Source organism: Paenibacillus nuruki (assembly GCF_963311185.1).
Taxonomy (GTDB): Bacteria; Bacillota; Bacilli; order Paenibacillales; family Paenibacillaceae; genus Saccharibacillus; species Saccharibacillus nuruki.
The window spans coordinates 1041609-1057190 of the sequence record NZ_OY725677.1 but is presented as its reverse complement, the minus strand read 5'-3'; the positions used below and the strand labels follow the sequence as shown (position 1 = coordinate 1057190).

At 42.3% G+C, this 15582-nt stretch carries 15 protein-coding genes; 1 reads left to right on the top strand and 14 read right to left on the bottom strand.

Going from position 1 to position 15582, the window contains the following annotated elements; translation table 11 throughout:
- Positions 1-18: 18 nt before the first annotated feature.
- From RCP16_RS04715 to RCP16_RS04690, 6 genes are all read right to left on the bottom strand, one after another.
- Entirely contained in the window at positions 19-1209 is a 1191-nt protein-coding gene (locus RCP16_RS04715) for a phosphopentomutase (protein ID WP_308641768.1), read from the bottom strand.
- A 28-nt stretch (positions 1210-1237) separates the two neighbouring features.
- A complete protein-coding gene (gene xerD / locus RCP16_RS04710) occupies positions 1238-2137 on the bottom strand; it encodes a site-specific tyrosine recombinase XerD (RefSeq protein WP_069327877.1) in 900 nt (299 codons plus the stop codon).
- Positions 2138-2227: 90 nt separating this feature from the next.
- Positions 2228-2701, bottom strand: coding sequence for a ferric iron uptake transcriptional regulator (gene fur, locus RCP16_RS04705; RefSeq protein WP_069327876.1), 474 nt, complete (start codon positions 2699-2701; stop codon positions 2228-2230).
- Between the two features lie 142 nt (positions 2702-2843).
- Positions 2844-4043 (bottom strand): endonuclease Q family protein, encoded by a 1200-nt coding sequence (locus RCP16_RS04700; protein ID WP_308641767.1) that lies wholly within the window; start codon positions 4041-4043, stop codon positions 2844-2846.
- On the bottom strand, positions 4040-4600 hold the full coding sequence (locus tag RCP16_RS04695) for an NUDIX hydrolase (protein ID WP_308641766.1): 561 nt from the start codon (positions 4598-4600) through the stop codon (positions 4040-4042). Before RCP16_RS04695 ends, RCP16_RS04700 begins: the two co-directional genes overlap by 4 nt.
- 44 nt (positions 4601-4644) lie before the next feature.
- Positions 4645-5784 carry a M20/M25/M40 family metallo-hydrolase gene (locus tag RCP16_RS04690; protein ID WP_308641765.1) on the bottom strand — a complete coding sequence of 380 codons (1140 nt, stop codon included), beginning with the start codon at positions 5782-5784 and terminating at the stop codon, positions 4645-4647.
- Between the two features lie 139 nt (positions 5785-5923).
- On the opposite strand from RCP16_RS04690, the gene prli42 reads away from it, so the two are divergent.
- Entirely contained in the window at positions 5924-6019 is a 96-nt protein-coding gene (prli42, locus tag RCP16_RS04685) for a stressosome-associated protein Prli42 (protein WP_137220660.1), read from the top strand.
- Here prli42 and lipB read toward each other — a convergent pair.
- From lipB to RCP16_RS04645, 8 genes are all read right to left on the bottom strand, one after another.
- Positions 6014-6706, bottom strand: coding sequence for a lipoyl(octanoyl) transferase LipB (lipB, locus tag RCP16_RS04680; RefSeq protein WP_137220661.1), 693 nt, complete (start codon positions 6704-6706; stop codon positions 6014-6016). The genes prli42 and lipB overlap by 6 nt on opposite strands.
- A 75-nt stretch (positions 6707-6781) precedes the next feature.
- Positions 6782-8251 carry a dihydrolipoamide acetyltransferase family protein gene (locus RCP16_RS04675; RefSeq protein ID WP_308641764.1) on the bottom strand — a complete coding sequence of 490 codons (1470 nt, stop codon included), beginning with the start codon at positions 8249-8251 and terminating at the stop codon, positions 6782-6784.
- Positions 8252-8351: 100 nt separating this feature from the next.
- Positions 8352-9338 carry an alpha-ketoacid dehydrogenase subunit beta gene (locus RCP16_RS04670; RefSeq protein WP_069327870.1) on the bottom strand — a complete coding sequence of 329 codons (987 nt, stop codon included), beginning with the start codon at positions 9336-9338 and terminating at the stop codon, positions 8352-8354.
- Positions 9338-10366, bottom strand: a complete 1029-nt coding sequence (locus tag RCP16_RS04665) for a thiamine pyrophosphate-dependent dehydrogenase E1 component subunit alpha (RefSeq protein ID WP_069327869.1) — start codon at positions 10364-10366, stop codon at positions 9338-9340. The genes RCP16_RS04670 and RCP16_RS04665 overlap by 1 nt, the downstream gene beginning before the upstream one ends.
- 311 nt (positions 10367-10677) lie before the next feature.
- Positions 10678-12102: a dihydrolipoyl dehydrogenase gene (lpdA, locus tag RCP16_RS04660; RefSeq protein WP_308641763.1), complete on the bottom strand. Its 1425-nt coding sequence runs from the start codon at positions 12100-12102 to the stop codon at positions 10678-10680.
- Between the two features lie 184 nt (positions 12103-12286).
- Positions 12287-12502, bottom strand: a complete 216-nt coding sequence (locus RCP16_RS04655) for a hypothetical protein (protein ID WP_308641762.1) — start codon at positions 12500-12502, stop codon at positions 12287-12289.
- Between the two features lie 232 nt (positions 12503-12734).
- Positions 12735-13952: a glycoside hydrolase family protein gene (locus RCP16_RS04650; RefSeq protein ID WP_308641761.1), complete on the bottom strand. Its 1218-nt coding sequence runs from the start codon at positions 13950-13952 to the stop codon at positions 12735-12737.
- On the bottom strand, positions 13949-15559 hold the full coding sequence (locus RCP16_RS04645; RefSeq protein WP_175425176.1) for a response regulator transcription factor: 1611 nt from the start codon (positions 15557-15559) through the stop codon (positions 13949-13951). The genes RCP16_RS04650 and RCP16_RS04645 overlap by 4 nt, the downstream gene beginning before the upstream one ends.
- Positions 15560-15582: the final 23 nt, after the last annotated feature.

Below are 15582 nucleotides of genomic sequence, written 5' to 3'. Positions count from 1 at the left end.
TCCGTAGTCAGATCAATCTTACTTTAATTTATCTAAAAAGCTTTCACCGTGCAATGGACCACCTGTTCTAAAATTATCTGCGATCGTTGCACCGATATCACTGTACGTCGTCCGGATACCTAGATTAACAGACTGTTGTAGTGATGGACTGTAGACTAACAAAGGGACATACTCGCGTGTATGATCGGTTCCTTTGTGTACCGGGTCATTCCCATGATCTGCGGTAATAATCAGCAAATCTTGTTCACCGATAGTAGATAATATATCAGGTAACGCTTGATCGAATTGTTCCAATGCTTTGGCATATCCTAGTGGATCACGACGATGTCCATATAACGAATCAAAATCAATCAGATTGGTGAACAATAATCCGTTAAAATCTTGACGTAACACGTCCATCGTCACTTGAATTCCATTTTCATTACCACGGGTAGGATGGGTAGCTGTAATCCCATGCCCTGAGAAAATATCATTGATTTTGCCAACAGAAATAACATCGTATCCAAAATTCTGCAATGTATTCAATACCGTAGGTTCAGGTGGATTGACAGCAAAATCACGACGGTTCGCTGTCCGTACAAATTGCCCAGGCGCTCCGCGATAAGGACGTGCAATAATACGTGCTACCGAATGTTCAGGCGACATCGTAAGTTGACGTGCTATCTTACATGCTTCATACAGTTTATTCAGTGGAATAATATCTTCATGAGCCGCAATCTGCATCACACTGTCAGCAGAGGTATAAATGATCCATGCTCCACTTTTCATCTGTTCTTCCCCGTATTGTTCAATCATATCTAACCCTGTACCTGATTTGTTACCGATTACACGTCTACCGGTAAGCTTCTCTAGCTCAGTGATGAGATCCTGAGGGAACCCGTGTGGATACGTATTAAAAGGAGAACTGATTTGCAAGCCCATCATTTCCCAGTGGCCGGTCATCGTATCTTTGCCAATAGAGGTCTGTGCCAGTTTACCATAAGAAGCTTGTGGGTGTTCTGCTGGCTCAAGGGGTGCCAAAGACGTAATATTCGCCAGCCCCAATTGTTGCAAATGAGGAATCTGGATCCCTGGAACTTGTTCCAAAATATGACCTAATGTATGTGCACCTTTATCACCAAACTTCGATGCATCAGGTAATTCGCCGATTCCTACGCTATCCATCACGATAACGCTAATTCGTCTAAAACGTGTGTCTGATTGTGTCATGATCAATGCCTCCTTATTCGATGATGAATCAGGTTACATTGGCACGCGGATGATGAGCTTCATACACATCTTTCATATTCTTCTTGGATACCTGTGTGTAAATCTGAGTTGTGGAAATATCAGCATGTCCTAACATTTCTTGTACCGAACGCAAATCGGCTCCACTCTCTAACAGATGGGTCGCAAAAGAATGACGCAATGTATGAGGTGTAATATCTGCCTCAATCCCAGCTTCACGAGCATACTTTTTGATCATTTTCCAAAAGCCTTGTCGTGTAAGTCTTGTGCCAAGCTGATTCACAAAGAGTGCCAGTTCTTCAGGATGATTACGAATGAGTTGCTGACGACCCTGTTCTATATATTCACCTACACGCTTCACGGTGACTCCTGTAATCGGAATAATCCGTTCTTTGCCTGCATTATTCGCACAGCGTAAAAACTTCAAATCCAGACGCACATCGTCCACATTGATCGAAATCAGTTCAGAAACGCGTATCCCTGTAGCATATAACAATTCCAGCATCGCACGATCACGTCGACCTTGCGGTGATTGGCGATCAGGTGCATCAATCAAATGTCCGACTTGTTCAATCGTCATCACATTCGGTAGACGCTTTTCTGCTTTGGGCGCTTCCATATGTATTGAAGGATCTTGCTGAATCATGCCCTGTCTCACCAGATACTGGCAGAATGAACGGATCGAAACAGTCATCCTTGTAATCGTGGATGATGCTTTGCCCATCTGTCTCATTTCTCCTAGGAAAAGGGCGATATGTGTTTTACGAATTTGATCGGGTAATTGCAAATCACGTTGTCTAGCAAATTCCAGAAATTGATTCAAATCTCGTCGATACGATTCTAATGTATTTCGAGATAATGCTTTTTCTTCCGTCAAATAGCGGATAAATGTCTCTAAATGTTCATTCATCAGAAATCAGGTCCCTTCATAGGAATGGTTACGGCAAAAAGACTCTCTCCCGAACAGCCAAATATCGGGCGAGAGTCTCTGGTATCCATTTTAGTTGTCAGGTTTTTCGTCTTTGTTGATATCGTTTTTGTCTTTACAACGATAACAAATTCCGTAAAAATCGAGTCTGTGGTCCAGAACCGTGAAATCGAATTCTTTATCCAATCGTTCTTCTAGTGGTCCTAGCCAATCTTCGCGGATCTCATCCATACTTCCGCATTGCACGCATATAAGATGATGATGATGGTGCTTGCTGGTGTCGGTACGCAAATCATAACGCGCTACACCGTCACCGAAGTTGATTTTTTCCACGACATGCAGTTCACTCAGAAGTTCAAGGGTACGGTAAACAGTGGCAAGACCGATTTCGGGAGCTTTCTGCTTCACTAACATGAAGACATCCTCTGCACTTAGATGATCTTCTTCATTCTCAAGAAGCACTCGAACGGTGGCTTCCCGCTGGGGCGTTAATTTATAACCTTTGGATTGTAATTGCTGTTTAATCTTATCGATCCGTGCTTCCATTCTATACCTCCCCCTGTGGAAATCACTGCATCGTGTAAATGCTCACTTCTATTATTATAGGGGGAATTCTTTGACAAAGTCAAACTTTTTAGAACACATGTGTTTGCTTCCAATTCAAAGCAAATCCCTGATTTTGTAACGTCTATATTCTGTTCTCTGACTTCGTCATAACTTTGCCATATGTTCCGCCGCCACCTGAGCTTAACTGTAGTTCCCCGCTTCTTGCTTGTACAATTAACAAAGCAATTTCAGCACCTACGATATCTGTTAATTGCTCTATAGAAGTCTGATGTAAGATATTCATCTCTGTACCGTATTCTGCAAGCAAACGGTTCATCTTAGCAGGCCCTAGCCCTGGAATAAACGACAATGGCACCTGATAATGATACGGTGGACGATGAGCATTCACAACAGGTTGCTCACGATCGGCAATCTGTAGAATCCGATCCATCACACCTATAGTAAGCTTGGTACTACCGCAATAAGGACAACGCTCAATTGCAGGAGAAGCATCATCTATAATACTGTTACAGTTGGTACAATACGTACGATGGTATTTACCAAGTCTAGGATCAAGTCCGTAATTAGCCATAATATGGCGACCGTTTTCTCCCCGAAGTACAGCCACCCATTCATCAAAGCTTGCTTCACGCATCGCAAAAAGGTTGTATTCACGTCCAATTTTGCCAAGCGAGTGAGCATCTGAATTGGTAAGTAACGGATACGGATCAAGTTCACTAATATAACTGGACATTGTCGTATCTGCACTTAGTCCCAGTTCTCCACCATCGATGCTATTCAAGTCCAATACTTCACTCATCTGCGCTACGGTACTTCCATAGATGCCTTTATGCGGAGTAAACATATGAGCAGGCATAAAAATACCATTTCGTTGTTTGACCTGCTTTTGCAGTTCCTGAAAAGACACATGTAGACGTTGAGAGCTTAATTGAACATTTTTCATATGCTTGCTCATCCATTGACTAAAGTCCGTGATTGTGGCTAGATCGCGAAAATAAACCAACACATGAGCTTCATGATAACCAGGCTCACGTATCTCGATTTCTGAACCGAGTAGAATGGTAGTATCTTGATAACGAATGCCACCACCAGCGATTTCAACCATTTCACCGCTGGCAATATAGTTACGGATATCTTGTTGTACTCCAGGTGAATGACAATCGATAATTCCTGTTAATCCGATTCCTTTGCGTTCTGAAGATTCTTTGGCGATATTAGCAAAAGTCAGATTACGGCTACCACTGATCTTCACCGGTTGTCCATCTTCACTTCTACCGATATGAATATGAAGATCAGCATAGATCGATTGCAATTCACTCACAGACTAGGTTTTCCTGTAACTTTGATCAGATGCCAAGCTTGTACCGCCATAATCGTCTTCGCATCGCTAATACGTCCTTCACGAATCTGTTCATATGCTTCTTCGAGTGTAATCTCAGTCACTTCTAGAAATTCATCGTCATCTGGATTCAGTTCACCCGCTTGTAGATCTTCAGCAAGATAGAGATGGATAATCTCATCCGCAAAGCCGGGCGATGTATAAAAAGAGTTCAACAAAGTCACTTGCTCACAGCGATATCCTGTTTCTTCTTCCAGTTCACGCTTGATGGCTTCCTCTGGCTGTTCCCCTTTTTCCAATTTGCCCGCAGGAACTTCCACTTCGGTACGACCGAGTGCTTGACGATACTGCTCTACTACAAGCATACGATCGTTATGAATAGCCAGTACTGCTACCGCTCCTGGATGGCGAACAATCTCGCGCTTACTTGTATTTCCATTTGGAAGTTCTACAGTATCCACTTGTAAAGATATGACTTTCCCTTCAAAAATCGATTCGGTGGATAGTGTAATCTCGTCTAAAGCTTTATTCGCTGTCATCTCAATTCCTCCACGTATCATTTATCGTTGAATGCTATATCGTCTTATTTCCACTTCGTTAACTGGGATGTTTCACGTACAATTTCAGTTACTAGATGTGCCGCACGTACTAATTCGTCTTTGTGAATACGCTCATCTGTTGTATGAATAAATTCATAACCGACCGCTAGATTGGCTGTTGGAATTCCAAAGCTATTGAAGATATTAGCGTCACTGCCTCCACCCGTATGAAAAATATCATTCGGTACACCTAATTTACTTGCGGCACGTTGCGCCAATTGAACAACAGCATCATCTTCTGTAAATTTGAAGCCCGGATATACAATCACACTTTGAAATTTACCTGTAGCGCCAAAATCTGCACATGTATTTTCAAGCGATTCTTTCATCGCTGCTAACTGTACTACTACTTTTTCGTGCACCAGACTGCGTGCTTCTGCTTCCAAGCGTGCATAATCGCAAATGACATTGGTCGCTTCGCCGCCTTCGAATTTGCCAATATTCGCAGTCGTCTCGTGATCGATTCGTCCTAATTTCATTCGTGAAATCGCTTTGCCTGCCACTTGAATCGCACTAATGCCATCTTCAGGATTGACACCTGCATGAGCCGATTTGCCGAAAATCTCCATCACGATACGTGCTTGCGTAGGCGCAGCAACCGCAATCGTTCCCACTGTTCCGTTAGAATCGAGTGCATAACCGAAATCTGCATCCACGAGAGAAGAATCCATAGAACGTGCGCCCATCAGACCGGATTCTTCACCTGCGGTAATAATCAACTGAATCTGACCATGCTCTATATTTTGTTCTTTTAACACTCGAATCATTTCAAAAAGAGCAGCGATGCCTGCTTTGTCATCTGCTCCTAAAATGGTATCCGTTGAACTGGTAATATAACCTTCTGCATCCATCACAGGCACGATTCCAATACCCGGTTTTACCGTATCCATATGAGAAGTGAAAAATAATTTAGGAATAGATTTATCCGTATTAGCCGGTAGTGTCGCAATCAAGTTACCTGCGGCATGTCCTGTTTTGGCAGCTGATTCGTCTTCGATAACGGTAAAGCCAAGTGCAATTAGCTTTTCTGTCAAACGATCTGCGATTGCACGCTCTTGTTTGGTTTCACTATCTATTTGTACAAGTTCTTTAAATTCTTCAATTAAACGGGATTCAGATATCACAATATTCGCTCCTTTGAGTTTACGTAAATATACACATATTGCAGTGACTCCTTTTGCAAAATAGCCTTATAATCGGTATGATGAAGAGAATGGGTTCTGTTGACCGATCCCTATTTTATAGACATAAAGGAGTACACTTATGGAAAAGAAAAAATGGTTCAAAGTCTTTATTTATATCATGTTGATTGCAATGGTCGGTTCTACTTTACTGATGGTCATTCAACCGTTTTTATAAGGATAATGGTTCTTCCGGCTGTGCATACTCAAAATGGCGCATAAAATGTGGCAATATCTCCTGTGCCACTTGCTCAACGGTAAAAGTACGGCCGGTAATATCTTCAAGCGAAGTCACTCCATATTGTTCAATGCCACAAGGAACAATACCGCTAAACCCTTCATTTTGAATCCCCGAAGAAATATTAAACGCAAATCCATGACTGGTAACAAACCCTTTACGATGACGACATTTATTAAATTTAATGCCTATCGCCGCGATTTTGAGATCACCAATCCATACGCCTGTATATTCTTCTTTGCGTCCGGCTTCAATGCCTTGTTCTGCTAAATAATCAATAATCACCTGTTCCAATGTTCTCAGATATCGGTGTGGATCTATGCCTTTGGCGGCATCCAGTAACAGAATCGGATAACCGACTAACTGTCCAGGGCCATGGTATGTAATATCACCGCCTCGATCAATCTGAAACAGTGTAATGCCTCGCTTTGCCAGCTCTTCTTCGTTCCATAACAAATGCTCTGGATGACGCTGAGAGCCAATAGTATACGTCGGTGGATGCTGAAGAAGCAGAAGGTGTTCCTCTTGCTCACCGGTATCAACCCCGCGAACAATCTCCTTCTGCTTCTCCCACGCTTGCGCGTAATCCATCGAGGGCGTATAGGAGACTTGAATGAATTTACTCATATGCAGACACGTCCCTTCCCTGATGACTATTCTATTGTTGTGTACCTTTTATCTTAATTTACCGTATTCAAGTTCTTAATACAACTTTGTATCGGTATTATAACTTTCCAAATTATCTTTAACACGTTGTAAGAAACGTCCGCAGATGACACCATCGAGAATACGATGATCTAAAGACAGACATAGATTAGCCATCGAGCGAACAGCAATCATATCGTTAATCACAACTGGTTTTTTGACAATCGATTCAAAGGTCAAAATCGCTGCTTGTGGATAGTTAATAATCGGATACGACAGAATCGAACCAAATGAACCTGTATTATTAACTGTAAATGTACCACCTTGCATATCGTCCAATTTGAGCTTGCCATCACGAGTACGGCGTGCCAAATCTTCTACTTCATGCGCAAGACCTGCGATATTTTTTTGATCCGCTTTGTGAATAACCGGGGTCATGACTGAATCTTCTGTACCTACAGCAAGCGCAATATTGATATCGCGTTTGACGATAATTTTATCCACTGCCCAGACAGAGTTCATAATCGGATAATCTTTAATCGCGTTCACAACGGCTTTGAGTAAGAACGATAGATACGTTAAGTTAATACCTTCTTTACGCTTGAACTCATCTTTTACTTTGTTGCGCAGCATCACGAGGTTCGTTACATCGACTTCAATCATTGTCCATGCATGAGGAATCTCGGATACACTTTGGCGCATATTACGTGCAATCGCATTACGAAGTGGCGTGACATTGATCAAATGTTCACTTTGACCTAATTGATTCGCCTGATCTTCTTCCATCACGATCTTAGCAATAGCTGGTGTCTCTGATAAATGAATACCTGAATGACGCACTTGATATTCTGTGGAAGCCGCAGGCATACTTGCCGCTGTCGGTGCAGTCGTATTACTTGGTGTTGAAGGTGCTTGTTGGGCTGCATTGCTATTATTGGATGCTGATGCTACAGGAGCATGAGCAGTTCCATTTTCTAATGCTTTGAGTACATCACGACGAGTTACACGTCCACCTGCGCCTGTACCTTGAATACCGGATAGATTGACTCCATGTTCAGCAGCAAGAGACTGTACAGCAGGTGAATAGCGTCCACTCATCGATCCATTTCCAGATTCAGCAGAACGTGGAGCAGAACCAGCAGGACGTGCTGATGCTACAGGTGACGAAGATGGTGTCGTAGCAGGTGTAGCTACTGTCTCAGCAGGTAGATCATCATGCACTGTGATTTCTGGTGAAGCGGGTGCAATATGGTCGGTATCCGCTGATGCAGCTTGTTCGGTAATGATCTGACAGATCACTTCGCCCACTGCTACTTCTTGACCTTCTAATGCTATAATATCGCCCATAATTCCTTCTAATACAGAAGGAATCTCAGCATTCACTTTATCGGTAATGACTTCACAGATCGGTTCATATTGATCTACAGATTCACCAGGCTGTTTGAGCCATTTGGCAATCGTTGCAGATACGAGAGATTCCGCCAGTTGTGGCATAACCACATCTGTTGGATTTCCTTTTGCAGACATATGATTTCACTCCTAAAGGATTAGATATTTTGCTATGCAAACATCTTTTCACATTTTGTATAGATACGCTAGATATCAATCCGCGCTATCGTTGTTTATTTTAAAATAAAGCAAGATCACGCATAGCGACTTTGACTTTATCTTTGTTGAGCATAAAGAACTTTTCTTGAGGTGGGTTAATTGGCATCGGTGGTGTGTCTGGCCCTGCAAGGCGACGAATCGGCGCATCCAGATCGAATAGACATTCTTCCGCAATAATCGCTGCTACTTCTCCGCCTACACCGCCTGTCAAATTATCTTCATGCACGATTAATACTTTACCTGTATGACGAGCTGCATCAATAATCGCTTGGCGATCCAATGGCTGAATCGTACGTAGATCCAGAACATGGCTAGTAATGCCTTCTTCTTGTTCTAACTCTTCTGCCGCTTGCATAATAAAGTGTAACGGTAAGCTATAGCTGATGACAGTAATATCATCGCCTGAACGTAGCAGATTCGCTTCACCGATCGGCACCACATAATCATCATCAGGTACATCACCTTTGATCAATTTGTAGCATTTTTTATTTTCAAAAAAGAGTACTGGATCAGGATCGCGGACAGCGGCTTTCAGTAGACCTTTAGCATCATACGCTGAATAAGGAGCTACAATCTTCAAACCTGCTGTACCAAAAAATACCGACTCCATACATTGCGAATGATACAGACCACCGAATACACCGCCACCAATAGGAGCACGAACAACGATCGGACAACTCCAGTCATTGTTGGAACGGTAACGAATCTTCGCTGCTTCACTAATAATCTGATTGGTTGCTGGCAACATAAAGTCTGAATACTGCATTTCAGCAATAGGTTTCATGCCATACATTGCCGCTCCAATCGCAACCCCTGCAATCGCAGATTCTGCAAGCGGAGTATCCAATACACGATCTTCGCCAAATTGTTCTTGTAACCCTTTGGTCGTGGTAAATACTCCACCTTTAAGCCCTACATCTTCTCCCAAAACAAATACATTATCATCCAGCGCCATTTCTTCTTTCATCGCTAGACGAATGGCATCAATATATTCCATCATCGCCATTACTGATTACCCTCCTCATCGCCTGCAAACACATGCAGTAATGTATCTTCAGCACGCGGATAAGGGGCATTGTCCGCATATTCCGTAGCTTCTTTCATGATTTGAACGTATTCTTTGCTTAGTTCTGCATCTTGCTCTTCACTCCAAATACCGCAGTCGATCAGGTATTTTTTATAACGAGGCAAGCTATCTTTTTTCCAATTCTCATCGACTTCTTCTTGAGTACGATAAGCTAGATCATTATCTGATGTAGAGTGTGGAGAAAGGCGATATAACATCGCTTCAATCAATGTAGGACCTTCACCGTTGATCGCACGTTCACGCGCTTCTTTAGTTACACGGTACACTTCTAACACATCATTACCATCCACTTGGACACCCGGGAATCCGTAACCCAGTGCACGATCACTAATTTTACCACTGATCTGCTTATGTGCAGGTACAGAGATCGCGTACTGGTTATTTTGACACATCATAATCACTGGCAATTTATGTACGCCAGCAAAGTTACAACCTTCATGGAAATCACCTTGGTTACTTGAACCTTCGCCAAACGTGACAAAAGAAACCAACTTTTTCTTTTTCATTTTGGCGGCAAGTGCTACGCCGACCGCATGAGGAACTTGCGTGGTTACCGGGCTGGAACCTGTCACAATACGTAGACGTTTGCTACCAAAGTGACCTGGCATTTGTCGTCCACCACTATTCGGATCTTCCGCTTTGGCAAATGCAGACAACATCAATTCGCGTGCTGTCATACCGACAGACAGAACAAATCCATAATCACGATAATACGGTAAAAAATAATCTTCTTCCCGATCAAGAGCAAATGCAGCACCGACTTGCGCTGCTTCGTGTCCAACACCGGATACGTGGAAATTGATCTTACCTGCACGTTGTAGTAAATGACAACGTTCGTCGAACTTACGTGCTAAAAGCATATATTTGTACATCTCGATCGCTTGAGCGTCGGTCAATCCAATTTGTTCATGTCTAGTTTGTTGGTCAATAGTACCTTCCGCTTTCATAGCAGGTACCTCCTTAAAATTAGACAAGCTCTGTATTAGAGATGGCTTGTCATTTTGATAAAAATAGAAGATTGTACAACATGCATCCGTCACTACAACAACCTTGATCAGTTATTTTAAGCTACTGGAACAGATTATTCAACAATCGGATAATGAAGCTTCAAGTACAGGTTAGTGCTTGTCTTAAAACCTGGTACTAAGACTTGAGCCTAAACCTATTATAATCACATCCCGGGCAAAAAGAAAAGACGGATTTCTCCATCTTCGCTTATGCATCGTTGTATATAGGGTCAAAAAGAGTAAAAATCAGACTACATTCCGAGCGCTTTGCCATCTACAGCTAACATTGCTTCGCCTAAAATTTCAGCAAGTGTTGGATGAGCATGTACAGTCTGAGCCACTTCCCACGGCGTTGCATTCAGGAATTGTGCTAATGCCGCTTCACTGATCAAGTCTGTGGCTTGTGGTCCAATAATCTGAACACCTAATAAATCATCGGTATTGCGATCTGCAATGACTTTCACAAAACCGTCACTTTCTCCGTAGACCAATGCTTTACCGATCGCTTTGAAAGGAAACTTGCCTACTTTGACATCGATTCCTTGAGCGGTAGCTTCTTGTTCTGTAATACCTGTACTTGCGACTTCTGGACGTGTATACACGCAACGAGACACTTGAAGCGGATTATAATGGACTTCTTCTCCGCAAATATGATTGACTGCGGCAATACCTTCATGACTTGCAGCATGAGCCAATTGCAGTCCTCCAATCACATCACCGATTGCATAAATATGAGATTCTGTCGTTTGCATTTTGCTGTTTACTTTGATAAATCCGTTCACAATCTGTACATCGGTATTCGCAAGTCCGATACTTTCAGCATTCGCTTGACGACCGATCGATACGAATACTTTGGATACCGTTAACACATGCTCTTGTTCTTGATGACGAATCGTAATCGATAGCTCCTGTTGATCCGCTGCTGGCGCATATGTATCTGTTAACAGGGTGGCATCCGTATAAATCGTTACACCACGTTGTTCTAACAATTTGCGTAATTCGCGAGCGACTTCTTGATCTTCCGCAGGCAGAATTTGAGAAGCGGCTTCAACCACTGTAATCTTCACGCCAAAATCATTTAACATCGAAGCCCATTCCATTCCGATCACACCACCGCCAACAATCAGCATAGATTCAGGTAAAGATTCCAATTGAAGTGCATGATCACTATTGAGGATCCATTGACCATCTGCTTCTAGACCTGGAAGTACACGAGGACGTGAACCTGTAGCGATAATCAGATTTTTGGAAACGACCGTTTCCATTTCGCCATCTTCATATTCCACAGCCACTGCCCCACTTTGCGGAGAAAAGATCGATGGGCCTATAACGCGTCCTTTACCTTGTACCACTTTGATTTTATTTTTACGCATCAAATACTGTACGCCTTGATGCAATTGATCGACAATACCTTGTTTGCGAGCCTGTACTTTGGCAAATTGTAATGTGATATTTTCTGCGGCTATACCGTAATCTTCACTGTCTTGCATCAATGCATAGACTTCTGCACTACGCAGTAAGCTTTTGCTTGGAATACACCCACGATGCAGGCAAGTTCCGCCTAATTTATCCTGTTCGATGATGACTACTTCTTTACCTAATTGAGCAGCACGAATAGCAGCGACATAACCGCCTGTTCCTCCACCTAGTATTGCGATATCACAATTAATTGTCATGGTTAATAGTCACTCTCTTTTCTATATAAGTACAATCTTTATCATTAAGTAGGCTTGACCTGTCATACTTACACATACTCTAAGCCACAGGTAACAGTGATCATCTTTAATGTATGATCTGATTTAAGGCACGTCTATTCTACCATATCTTGAGCATTGTTAACATGTAGGGTATAAAGGTAGCTTATTCGTACAACGCATCACGTAAACGACTAGACATTTTCGGTTGTTGCGCATTCGCTTTAAGAAGTGCTGTACGCAGGCGTTTATTTTCAGCTGAAACGGTCTGTAATGTATGCAATAATTGTTCAATTAAAGGAGTATCTGCTGCTGTCCATTCTGAGCGTGTTAATAACTCATTTAATTGTTGTTCCAAAACTATACGTTCTTCTTCCGTCATAATGATTCTCCTCTGTCATACATTATTATTCATCATTGTGTATACCTATTACGTTTGATTTATTTTTAAAATATGATGTTATGGTAACAGCAACAAACCGGGCAACAGTATGCGCCCGGTTCAATAGTAAGTTACAGAAATGCGAATTAGGTACGCTAACCATACCTTTTATAGTTCCACAAATGATCATAATCGTCAATCTATTTACGTGACTACTAGATAGATCATACTCTTAATAAGCATCGGGTGTAAATAACCCTTGCTTGCCTTGAAGCTTCACTAACGCTTCTGCAAAAAAGTAATCTCCATAAATAATCGAGACATTCAAATATTTCTGCTCTGGATAATGCACGGTTCCTTTGGCAATTAATCCTTCGCCACCTATTTCTTTCGAGGAAAATTGTTCATACAATCCTTGCACGATCAATTCCCCTGCGCGCTGATAAAACGATTGTTCATTCTCTGGTACATGACGAGCCAATTCTAACAATCCACTAGCGGCGATTGCTGCGGCGGATGAATCCCATGCAATACGATGTTCATCCGGTGCTCGAAAATCCCAAAAAGGTACAATCTCTTCGCCTAATTCAGTCAGAAAAAATTGCGCTGTTTGTTTGGCAATATCCAGATACCGTTGTTCTCCTGTATAGGCGTAAGATAACGTAAATCCGTGAAGCGCCCAAGCGGTTCCTCTAGCCCATGCTGAGCCTGGCGCAAACCCTTGTCCACCATGTTCTTTCAACTTTTCCCCTGTCCAAGGATCAAATTCAACTGCATGACAGATGGAATGATCTTCCCGTACAAATTCTTTGGCTACGGTATCTGCATGTTCCATAGCAAGTGCTTGATAACGAGGGTCTCCTGTTTCTTTGGATGCCCAATATAACAAAGGAAGGTTCATCATACTATCTATAATTGCCACTCCACGTGTATCCATCAAAGGAGAACCAAAATTCCATGCCCGAATATAACGACCACGTACATTATACCTTGCTGCTAAAAGATTAGCCGCTAACAATCCACGACGACGTGATTCTGTGTTACCTGACAATCGGTAATGGGCAACACCGCTAAGTAACCATGTGAATCCAAGATCATGATCGACTTTTTCAGGATCATGAAGACATTGTTCCAGTTGTACTTCACAACTTTCCGCCCAGGATGATAAGGCGCTACTTGACTCTGTAGCCTGTTCGCCAGTAGACCTTTCTTTATCGTAGGCTGAATCTGCTTCTGTGGCTAACGTTAATGACGAAGGTGTCGATTGAACTAACCATAACAATCCCGGCCAAAAGCCTGCTGTCCACCACTCTGCTTCTCTACGATCATATTCACCTTGTTCAGCAACATGGGGGAAATGGTCTTGAATCGCTTGTGCGGTGGTGGATGTTTGTTGAACGACCCAATTCCATGCTTCACTTTGCCAGTGAGTGGGTGCTGTTGTATTCATATCGTATCCCCTTTGCTTTTGACAGGAGTATGTCCTGTATACAATTTGTATAGCTTCAGAAAATAGCTTTTGTACTGATAGCCTAACATCTGCGATACTTCATCTACCGTCCCATTGCCTGCGGTAATCCATTCTTTGGCACGTTGCATTTTGACCCGTGTCGCATATTCAATAAACGTCTCACCTGTTTCTTTTTTGAACAAACGGCTGAAATAACTGGCATTCAAATGCAAATGTTCAGCCACTTCTTCTAACTTCACCAGACGATTCATATGTTGTTCGACATAGTTACGCGCATGAATAATTTCTGAACGACAATTGGCCTGTAAAGTCCAATCACGTGATAGCACTGCCAGCGCTCCAAAACGGATATTCATCCATTCAGTCAATTCATGGATATGACGAATATGTCCCATTTCACGATGTAATTCTTCTACAGAAAACGCAAACGGTCGCTCGTGCAATTGCTGTTGCTTCAATTGCCAGTCAATCGCTAATTTGAGCATAAATGTTTTGACCGTTTCGGGATGATACCGTTCTTGCTTTAAGCGCTCAATCCAGTTGTTAATCCAAAGATTAATTTCTCCATCTGGCAATAATGCAAGTGCTAATGATTCTGCTGCTGTTCCATAATTAGCAAATAGATCACTTTCTTTTTGAAAATCTAAACGATGCGTAGAATCACATAATGTAGAAGGTGGTAAATAAAAATAACGATCTGCTTGCGCTTGTAATTGAATCGCATCGTTCATCGCTTCTTGCCAGTGTAGTGTCTTCGAACCACATACCGTCACAATCTCGGCTTTGGCAAATTTCTGCACACTATAAATCAACTGGTACATCACTTCATGCACAATCATTTCTTGTTGCGCACCTGAACGAACAGGCAAAGCAAACCAGACAAATCCTTCACCAGGACTTTTACTTAAATGCACTGCTGTTCCTGAATGTTCTACAATTTCTTCAACGATATTTTCAACGGTAAATGAAAGCAAATCCAGATCATGGAATCGCTGTTTGCGTTCTTCATTGGCTGTTACGGTGTAATAGACTGGCAGAATCATTTTACCGCGCGTATCCAATCCAAAATGAGTCAATCGCTGAATACCATACTCTGGGTCTTGAATACTGCCTGACAGCAATTCACTGGTAAATTTGCGCTTAATTAAGAGCCGATGTCGTAAATGATCTTCTTGTAGACGTTGATGTTCACTGGAATGCGATTGTGCTTGATCCAGACGTTGCCGAATCTGCTCCAGAATAGGTACTAATTGATCTGCTGTTAGATTTTCTTTGAGCAAATAATCTTGTACTCCTAACTTTACCGCCTGCTGAGCATAGGCAAATTCTCCATGACACGAAATAATGACCGACATCAGCGATTGTTGTGTCTGCTTGAGTGAAGCAATCAATTGAATACCGTCTATCTTGGGCATTCCGATATCGGTAATTAATACATCTGGAGCATGTTGCTGTCCATAAGTAAGCGCTTCCTCTGGATCGCTGAAAGAACCTGCTAATTGAAAGCCAAGTTGCTCCCACGGTACAGCACGAGACAAATAATGAAGTACGGGCATGCTATCATCGACCAGTATGACACTATACATCATCATAAACCTCCTTTACTCTT